Genomic DNA, 7,127 nt, shown 5'->3' on the forward strand with positions numbered 1-7,127 from the left:
CTCGAACAACATGGCTGCTGGCCCCATGTGGTGATGTGCTTGGACGGCGCCGGACAGACGCCTTTTACGCACGGCGTATACGCCTCTGGGAAGAGCGGCAGCGTCCGGCGTCCCCTCAGCACACCACGACCCGCGCCGCCACGGCCGGACGTCATCACCAGCAGGCTGATAGCTCGTTGGTGTTGGCGGCGCGAGCCCGCCGCACGGTGACCTCTTGATACGTCCCTCTCGCTAGCACTGGAGAACACCAGGGTTTCAGCTCCCACCCTGCAAACGGAGACGACGAACCGGCAGACATCCCTCGCTGAGACCAGTGGCAGTCTTCGGAATCGTCACGAGGGCTCCGAGGCGGCTGGAAGGTCATCGATCCAGGCAAGACCACCGAGGTCAAGCCGACTGCGGGCGCGTGTCACGGCAACGTAGGCGAGGCGAGCGTCCGATTCGCTCACCGGCTCCGGGATCGGACGACCACAGTCGTCGTGTTGGTCACTGTCTGGGGGCGGGGGGAAGTCATCGGCGACCCTGACGGTGGGCCATTCCCGGCCTTTGGCCTTGTGAGCCGTGGAGACCGTGACGTCGGCCTTGTTCTCATCGGTCAGCGCGTGGACCGCGGTGATGATGGCCTCGGGTCCGTGCTGGTCGACAAGTTTTACGAAAGGCTGCAGATCACGGCCGGCGGGGTCGTGATCCGCGTACTCCTGCAACTCGCCCCAGGAAGCGAAGAGAACGAGTTCGGGGTGGGCGGTGCGGCGGCCTTCTTTGAGGTCCTGCGCAGCCAGCGCCAGCGCGACGAGCGTTTGTCCTCCCCGCGTCAGTGCGACGCGGTGGCCGGCGGCCAGCAGTCTCATGACCTCGGTCATGGCCCCGATGTTCGTGCGGCACAGCACCGCGTCCGGGGAGGTGACGAGGCCGACCTTCGTTGGGATCTCATTGGTGCCGGTCAGACGGATGGGCGCGTCGGTGAACGCGAGCCAGCGGTTGGCTTGTTCAGCGAGGAGGGGGCCAAAGCGGAAGGAGCGGGTCAGGGTGAGGTGATTGGCGTCGAAGCCTGTCATGACGTCCCGGGCTCCGCGCCAGCCGTAGATCGCCTGGGCGGAGTCGCCGACCATGACCAGCTGGGTGTGGGCGCGTTGAGCGGCGAAGACCTGTTCCAGGACCGGGTTGGTGTCCTGTGCCTCGTCCAGGAAGAGGAAGTCGGCGTCGATCTTTGGTTCGGTCAGGGCCCACATCTTCAGGTAGTGGTCATGCTCGAAACGCACCGCTTGTGCACGCTTGGAAGGTGCACGCGGTACGTGTCACCTCGCCGGAGCGCGGCCTCGTGCTTCTGACCGCAACCGCCAGTGACCCGCTGGCCCGGCCCGGCTTAGCCTCGGCGCCTGCCGCACTCCTGTCCGCACTCATCGGCGTACTGGAGAACGGCGGCGCCTGGGTCATGGATCTACGGCTCGTGCCGCACTGGCTCATCGCCGGCGCCACGCGGTCCGGCAAGTCCACCCTGCTCGCCCGGCTGATCACTCAACTCGCACCGCAACAGGTCGCCCTGGTCGGCATCGACTGCAAGGGCGGCATGGAACTCGGCCTGTTCGCCGGGCGGTTGAGCGCCCTCACCACGTGCAGGCGCGAGGCGGTCGCGGTACTCGCCGCACTTGTCCTCGACATGCAGGACCGCATGCGCGCCTGCCGCACGGCAGGGTTCCGATCCATCTGGGAACTGCCCGACAAGCTGCGTCCGATACCCGTCGTCGTGATCGTCGACGAACTCGCGGAGCTGTACCTGTCCGACGGCAGACGAGAGAGCAAGGCGGAGGCGGAGCAGTGCTCGACGCTCCTCCTACGCCTGGCCCAACTCGGCGTCGCGCTCGGCATGCACCTGGTCGTCGCCGGGCAACGCGTCGGCTCGGATCTCGGCCCCGGCGTCACCGCACTGCGGGCTCAACTCGGCGGCCGTATCTGCCACCGAGTCAACGACCCCGGCACGGCAGAAATAACCTTGGGCGACCTCAACAAGGACGCCGTCGTCGTCGCGCAGTCGATCACCCAGGACGAGAAAGGCGTGGCCGTCTGCACCGGGCCTGAGGGCGGCTGGAGCCGCGCCCGGTCGCACCTCACATCGACCGAAGAGGCCTCGGCAACGGCCAGGAAGTACGCGGCCATGACCCCCGAACTGCCCGCCATAGACCTCGCTCTCGCGGCGCTCGAAGGAGGCGCGGAGTGATCAGCGCAGGTACCGCCGTGTCCCTCGTGGTGGTCTTCGGGATCATCACCCTCCTCCTCGTGCGATCCCGGGACGTACGCGCCTGGGAGGCCGTCTGCATCGCCCTCTTCGGCATGTACCTCGGCCAGACCCCGGTCAGCCTCACGATCAACGGCTTCCTCACCTGGGTGCTCAGCGGCTTCTCCCACTTCTAAGCAGGAAGGACGTACGCCATGCCCATGAACCGCGTGAGGTGCCCCAACTGCAAGGGCGAGGGCGCCCGTACCACCTGGACCGGACGGCGTCGGCGCTGCCGCGTCTGCCGGGGCACCGGAACCATCCGCTGACTCACACGCACCACCACACCTGACCACCGAAGGAGCGATCCCATGACCGATAGCGCGCCACCAACCATCACCCGTGCCGCTTCGGCGGCCCACCCTGGAAGGCCACCACCATCACACCCGAGTTCACCTCGGCTGACAGGCGCGCAGCCCTCGACCGCGCGGCGCGCCTGCGTCAGCTCCCCGAAGCAGACCGCGACGCAATCCGCATCGCCCAAGATCCGAAGTTCGCCCGTTGGCTCGACCAGATCGTCGCCACGGGAGGCTGTGCTCGCCCGGTCCACCTCTCCGGCTCGACCACCACGCATGACGCGGGAACCGGCGAGATCCTCCAGCACTACGACACCCGCAGCGAACCCGACGAACGGCTCCTCATACGCTGCCGCAACCGGCGCGCAACCGTCTGCGCGCCCTGCTCCCGACTCCACGCAGGCGACACCTATCACCTCGTCCGCGCCGGACTCCTCGGCGGCAAGAACGTCCCGGCAACGGTCCGCGACCGACCCCGGCTCTTCATCACCCTCACCGCCCCATCATTCGGGCTCGTGCATCGCGCCGGCCAGATCTGCCACCCTCGTCGCGACCGCGGACAATGCGAGCACGGTCGGCCCCTCGGCTGCGGCGCCGTCCATGACGCGAGCTATGCCGTCGTCGGCCAACCTCTCTGCACAGACTGTTACGACTACCCGGCCCACATCCTCTGGCACGCGCATGTGGGCAAGCTCTGGGACCGCTTCGCCATCGGCGTCCGGCGTCAACTCGCCTCGGCAGTTGGCCTCACACAGTCGCTCTTCTCGTCGCACGCCCGGCTGTCCATCGCCCGTGTTGCGGAGTACCAGAAGCGGGCGGCCGTCCACATACACGCGGTCGTACGCCTCGACGGCCCGGCCGGACCGCACGACGAACCCCCGGCCTGGGGCAGCACAGACCGGCTCACCGATGCCGTGCGCGCCTCCGCCCGGCGGGTCCTGGTGCGCACTCCCCACAGTCCCGCCGTCGGCGAACTCGATCTCCGCTGGGGTGTCCAGATCGATGCCCGCCCTCTGCGCGCCGACGGCCTCGGCCCGGACGACGATGCCGTAGCCGCGTACGTCGCGAAATACGTCACCAAGGGAACTCAGGAGACGGGCGCCGGTACCGACTACAGACTCACCACCTGGGACGACATCGGCGCAGTCCCCGTCACCGCCCACGTGCGGGCGCTCATGTGCACCTGCTGGCCCCTCGGCGGCCTTCCCGACTACGCACCCCTCCACCTGCAGGCTGGGCCCACACCCTCGGCTACCGCGGTCACATCCTCACCAAGTCCCGTGCCTACTCGACCACGTACGCGGCGCTACGCGCCGAACGCGCTCGTCATGTGGGTCACGACGACATTCCCGACGCAGTCACCGAACGGCACTGGCGCTACGTCGGCTCCGGGCACACCCCAGGCGCCGCACTCGTGGCCGCCGGCGTCGCCGAAGACATCGCCACGAGCCGCGAGATCATTCGGGAAGCACATGAGATGCCCCGGTGACGAGACGCAACGACGAGAGGTGGGCTCGGGCGGTCGCACGCCAGGCAGCCAAGTTCCCTAGGCGGATGGGGCCAAAGAGCGCTGAGCGACTCGCGCGGCTCCTCGGGCCTGCTCAGAAGGATTCCTAGTATCCGTCGCGGATGGGTTGATCATGCTCACGCAGCCCGCTGCTAGTGTCCGGGTGCGTGAATGACAGCGTGTACGTGGGGAACGCCGGCAAGGACGCCGCACTCGACCGGGGTTGGCTCCTGGGGCACTTCAAAGGTGCTGGCGACCCTCGGCACAGTTCGGCCGTGGAGATCAAATGGGGCGTTCACCCGTGCGGTGATGAGCGAGCAGAGTGGGTGACGGGCGAGGAACGAACAGCTCTCCTGGTCCTCATCAGCGGGCGCTTCCGCGTTGAATTCCGCGGCCGCAGTGTCCTCTTGGAACAGCAGGGTGACTACGTCGTGTGGGGGCACGGAATCGATCACTCCTGGTTCGCCGAGGAAGAATCAGTCGTGTTGACAGTTCGGTGGCCCTCCGTGGCCGGTTATGCGGTGTCGCAGACGGATCCGGCACCAGGGCACGGCTGACCTCAATCACTGGGAACAGTCACACGCGAAGCAAGATTTTTTCGACGTTCGCGGATCTACCTGCGATGCGCTTCCTAGCCTCGGGCTTTCATGAAGCTTGATGTCCGACGGGTGGTCAGACAAACGAAGAGTGCCTATGACCAGCAAGAATGAGGATTGTCGAGGTCCTTGTTCCTGCCACCGTCGGAGGCACTTCCCAGGTGAAGAAGCGTATCGGGTCCTACCCGCGTGTCCACGTCGAGGGCGGTGGCCGGGCAGTGGTCTCGCAGGCGGGAGGCGTCCTGCTGGCGGAGACGGCCCGTAAGACCGGGCTGGACTAGGCGATATCGGCGGCTCTGGCGCCGTGGTGCAAGTCGCGGGCGGTGCACGATTCCGGGGATGCAGCCAACCGTGCGGAGGTGCCGTGGCTGGAGGGACGGGACATTTTCGACCAGTCACAGCAACACCACCGTTAACCGGCATTTTCAGCCAAAAGCAGGTGAGGTCTCTCGGCCTCTTTACGCCATCTGTGGCCCAGAGGACTGTAATGGGCGTCACAGCCCCTTCGGTGGGGGTGAGCTAGCAGGAAGAGGGGGACCATGACCAGTGCGCAGAAGGGCCCTGTCAGCTTCATCCAGTCGGTCGACGTGGGGAAACCTGGAGAACACATCAACGGCCTCGAACGGGTGCAGGTCTACCTGAATCGCTACGGCTACCTGGAGGAGAGTGGCTACGAGCCCGACACGCTCGACGGCGCGACCTCCTCCGCGCTCCAGAGGTACCAGCAATTCTTCGAACTGCCCGACACCGGGGCGTTCGACGAGACAACCAAGGAGCGGATGACCCAGTCGCGATGCGCGATGCCCGACCTATGGCAGGGCGTGGCGTTCGCCCGCACGTGCGCGTGGGACAGGTGGAGCCTCACCTACACGATGGACGTTGGGACTGAGGACACCTTCGGGGAATTCCAGGCCGTCCGGAACGCCTTCGGGACCTGGGCAGCCGCCACACCGCTGACATTCACTGAAGTCGGGGCCGACCAGACACCCGACATCCGTATCGGCTGGCGTCCGGCCAACGACCCTGACCACAGCATGGTCGGCGGAATCCTCGCACACGCCGACTTCCCGCCGAACTGTTCGATCGTCACCACTACGCTGCCCAAGCCGGTGCACTTCGACGACACCGAGCACGCCTGGTCGGTCGGTGCAGTGGCGGGTGCGTTCGACGTGGAGACGGTTGCCCTCCATGAACTGGGCCACATCCTCGGACTGGGGCACTCCAGCGTTGCTGGTGCGGTGATGCAGCCGACCATCGCCCCTGGCACCACCAAGCGCTCGCTGACCAACGACGACATCGATGGTGTGACGGGCAACTATCCGACGCAGAGCGGCTGGCGCTGGTGCAACAAGTGTCAGGGCCTGTACTTCGGCCCGCAGGTGTCCGCGTCCAGCTGCCCGGCCGGCAGTACGCACACGCCGCCCGCCCAGTCCGGGAGCGGCAACTACCTACTTGCGCACAACCTCCCGGTCACCACCGGATGGCAGAGCGAGTGGCGTTGGTGCAACAAGTGTCAGGGGTTGTTCTTCGGCCCGCAGGTGTCCGCGTCGAGCTGCCCGGCCGGCAGTACGCACACGCCGCCCGCCCAGTCCGGGAGCGGCAACTACAGCTTGATGCACAATGCCGGCACAGCCCCGGGCCAACAGAGCAATTGGCGCTGGTGCAACAAGTGCATGGGGCTCTACTTCGAGGACAATGTCGCCTCGCCCCCATGCCCAGCGGGCGGTGGTCACGCACGACCCAGCCAGAGCGGAAGCGGTAACTACGCCTTGGTCCACCGTGCCTCATAAAGCCCGCCGTCACATACGCCCGTAATCCTGGCCGGGGGCGTCGTTCACGGCCGGCCTACGGCGGCGGAGTGGAGCCGCGTCGCCGCCGGGACGCAAAGTGAGACGGAACATGTCGAAGGGCCCCACCGCGAACGGCGGGGCCCTTCGACATCGTGCCCGGCGCACCCCAAACGCCGATCTGGGACCGCGCCCACTCCGTTGACACGGTCATCTCCGCGTTCGCGCGCAGCGGCACACTCCTCGACCGTGACGGCGTCGACGTCCATCTCGCCGAGCTCGATGACAAGGCCGCGTGCTCGCTGCTCCGCGACCGATGGAAGGACGACTTCCCGGTCGCCGCGTACGGCGAACTGCTCTGCACGGTCGCTGCCCTGCGCGGCCTCCTCGGCTACTCCCCCACGCCCACGTCCGTCGAGGTCTTCGACTGGGCCCGTGAGCTGAAGCGGAAGGCCGCCGAGGCGATCGACGGCCCCGTGGAGGACTTCGTCGTCCAGTTGAGCCACACCCAACAGCTCGCCCCTACCTAACGAAGTACTACTAGTGACCTGAGTCGGAGACTCTTCGGCAGTATGCGGCGACTTTGTCGAGGATCTCGTCGGCGGTCTTGGTCCAGATGAAGGGTCTGGGGTGCTCGTTCCAGTCCGCGAGCCATGACCGGATGTCACG

The 7,127-nt window shown here is 66.8% G+C and carries 4 protein-coding genes and 3 pseudogenes; 6 read left to right on the plus strand and 1 reads right to left on the minus strand.

Annotation, left to right across the window (positions count from 1 at the left end):
- Window positions 1–332: 332 nt before the first annotated feature.
- Window positions 333–1,259: pseudogene (locus IEY95_RS41545) on the minus strand (UvrD-helicase domain-containing protein); the annotation flags it as partial.
- 2 nt (window positions 1,260–1,261) lie between these two features.
- On the opposite strand from IEY95_RS41545, the pseudogene IEY95_RS41550 reads away from it, so the two are divergent.
- The 6 genes and pseudogenes from IEY95_RS41550 to IEY95_RS41575 all read left to right on the plus strand — a co-directional run.
- Window positions 1,262–2,215, plus strand: a pseudogene (locus tag IEY95_RS41550) (FtsK/SpoIIIE domain-containing protein); the annotation flags it as partial.
- Window positions 2,212–2,409, plus strand: coding sequence for a hypothetical protein (locus IEY95_RS41555; RefSeq protein WP_189191427.1), 198 nt, complete (start codon window positions 2,212–2,214; stop codon window positions 2,407–2,409). The pseudogene IEY95_RS41550 and the gene IEY95_RS41555, both read left to right, overlap by 4 nt.
- Before the next feature lie 377 nt (window positions 2,410–2,786).
- Window positions 2,787–4,057, plus strand: a pseudogene (locus IEY95_RS49730) (replication initiator).
- Window positions 4,058–4,242: 185 nt separating this feature from the next.
- The gene (locus IEY95_RS41565) at window positions 4,243–4,632 is read left to right on the plus strand and encodes a cupin domain-containing protein (RefSeq protein ID WP_189191429.1); all 390 of its coding nucleotides are present in this window, start codon (window positions 4,243–4,245) and stop codon (window positions 4,630–4,632) included.
- A gap of 578 nt (window positions 4,633–5,210) precedes the next feature.
- A complete protein-coding gene (locus IEY95_RS41570) occupies window positions 5,211–6,461 on the plus strand; it encodes a matrixin family metalloprotease (protein WP_189191430.1) in 1,251 nt (416 codons plus the stop codon).
- A 152-nt stretch (window positions 6,462–6,613) separates the two neighbouring features.
- The gene (locus IEY95_RS41575; protein WP_189191431.1) at window positions 6,614–6,988 is read left to right on the plus strand and encodes a hypothetical protein; all 375 of its coding nucleotides are present in this window, start codon (window positions 6,614–6,616) and stop codon (window positions 6,986–6,988) included.
- Window positions 6,989–7,127 lie beyond the last annotated feature (139 nt).

The organism is Streptomyces albiflavescens (genome assembly GCF_014645835.1).
Taxonomy (GTDB): Bacteria; Actinomycetota; Actinomycetes; order Streptomycetales; family Streptomycetaceae; genus Streptomyces; species Streptomyces albiflavescens.

Coding starts and splice junctions, on each gene's coding strand:
- IEY95_RS41570 (WP_189191430.1), top strand. CDS start 5,211: ATGACCAGTGCGCAGAAGGGCCCTGTCAGCTTCATCCAGTCGGTCGAC.